Here is a 2217-nt window from a genome sequence, read left to right on the forward strand (position 1 = left end):
CCTTCGCCTACTTTTTCTCCCGTTAATGGATTAATTGTAGTTGGTGTTGTTGTTGTTTTTTCACCATTTTCACCTTTTTGAGCTACTTTATCAGGACTACCTGGTTCCATTGTTGGATCTAATACGCGTTTAGTTTCATATGGAATTTCTTCTTTAGTAACCTCTGGTTCGCCTGCTTTTGGACCATGTTTTGTGACATCGTCAACCGGAGGTGTTACTACTTCACCTGTTTCAGGATTCTTGATGCCTGGTTTACCTGGTACTTCTTCTGTACCGTCAATTGGTAAGTTTGGATCGAACTCATCTTTATGACCTTGTGGTACTTCTTCTCCACCGAATTGTGTGATTTCATCTACTGGTTCTTTTGTTACTTCTGTTGTTGGTTCACCTTCGCCTACTTTTTCTCCCGTTAATGGATTAATTGTTGTTGGCGTTGTTGTTGTTTTCTCTCCAGTTTGTCCTTCTTGCGTTACTTTCTCTTCACCTGGTTTTAAGTCTGGATTGAACTCACGTTTTTTCTCGAATGGTATTTCTTCTTTAGTAACCTCTGGTTCGCCTGCTTTTGGACCATGTTTTGTGACATCGTCAACCGGAGGTGTTACTACTTCACCTGTTTCAGGATTCTTGATGCCTGGTTTACCTGGTACTTCTTCTGTACCGTCAATTGGTAAGTTTGGATCGAACTCATCTTTATGACCTTGTGGTACTTCTTCAGGTGCAAAGTGTACAATCTCGTCAACTGGATTTTTTGTAACTTCTGTTGTTGGTTCACCACGTTCAACTACATCTCCTGTATCAGGGTCAACTTTAGTTGGTGTAGTTGTTGTTTTCTCTCCATCTTCACCTTTTTGTACAATAACATCAGGTGAGCCTGGTTCTAGAGTTGGATCAAACTCACGAATAGTTTTATGAGGAATTGGTTGTTTCGTTACTTCCACATCATCAATTAAATCAGCTTGAGGCGTTGTAATTGTTACACCTTCAAGATTTGTTCTCATAATTCCATCAGAATATCTATTTTGCATATGACTTGAAGTAATTAAGAAATTATATTTTTGTGATTTATCAATTCCTAAATCATCTGTAGTAGCTTTCCATGTTTTTCCTGCATATGTAGCAGTTATTGTACTTGTTGCTGCATCATAATTTAATACTACATCATTTAATCTTTGGCCATGGAATTGACCATCAAGATGATTAGTTGTATTATCTGCATAAATTATTTTATTTACAGGTTTATCTTTTGTATTTAGGGCATTTTGACCAACTTGGTTAGTCACACCATCTGCACCATTTTTAACAAATGTACCGTAACCAACTTTTGCTGCGCCAATTTGACTTAGATTGTTTGTTTTATCTGCATCGAGTTTATCGACTTTACCATTAACATTATTATATGCCGTATCAATTTTAAAACCAGATGCATTTGCCATACCTTTGTCTCTTAAAATACCACCTTGGTTTAAGAAGTCTTGGCCATTCCCTTGAGTAAACATGAAGCCCCAGCCATCTGCTCCTGTTGTATTACCTTGGTTGTTGTTTGCTACTGGAACAGTAATTGTAAAGTCTTTATTAAAATCTATTTTATCATTATATTCTAATGCGCCTTTAGTTCCTGTATTAGGATTGAAGTTTGTATTGAATGCAGTTAGCGTGCCTTCATTAGGGAATTCTTCTTTATAAGTTTTATGGATTATATCTCCATGCGCAGTAAAGTTACCAGTTCCTTTTTTAGTAACTGTGTCTTGTGCAGCTGCTCTTAATGCTGTTGCTGAATAGTTAACATTTGTTGTTCTAGCATTGCTGCTTACTGAACGGAATGTTGCTCTTGGTTGTGCGTTTTCTTTGTTAGCTGTTTCTTTAAGTACTTCACTTAAAGCTATTTTTTTAATTTCTTCATTAGATAAGTTTGAAATATCTTTTGGTAATACTTTTTCAATTTCAGCTTTTTCTGCTTCTGTAACTTCAGATTTTTTATATAAATCTTTAGCAACTGTATCTACAACTTGAGTTCTCTCAGTTTCTGATGGTTGAGCATTTGAATTGCTCTTAGCATTTGTGTCTTCAACTGCTGGTGTTTCTTCTGTTGCTGCTTTGTTTGTTTCTTCAGCTGCTGGCGCTTCTTCTGTTTCTACTTTGTTTGTTTCTTCAGCTTTTGGTGCTTTTTCTGTTGCTGCTTTGCTTGTTTCTTCAGCTTTTGGCGCTTCTTCTGTTTCT

At 36.6% G+C, this 2217-nt stretch carries 1 pseudogene; it reads right to left on the reverse strand.

The features are described 5' to 3' along the window. Positions 1 to 2217, reverse strand: a pseudogene (pls, locus tag HMPREF2737_RS10180) (plasmin-sensitive LPXTG-anchored glycoprotein Pls); the annotation flags it as partial.

Source organism: Staphylococcus sp. HMSC069D12, assembly GCF_001810405.1.
Lineage (GTDB): Bacteria > Bacillota > Bacilli > Staphylococcales > Staphylococcaceae > Staphylococcus > Staphylococcus haemolyticus.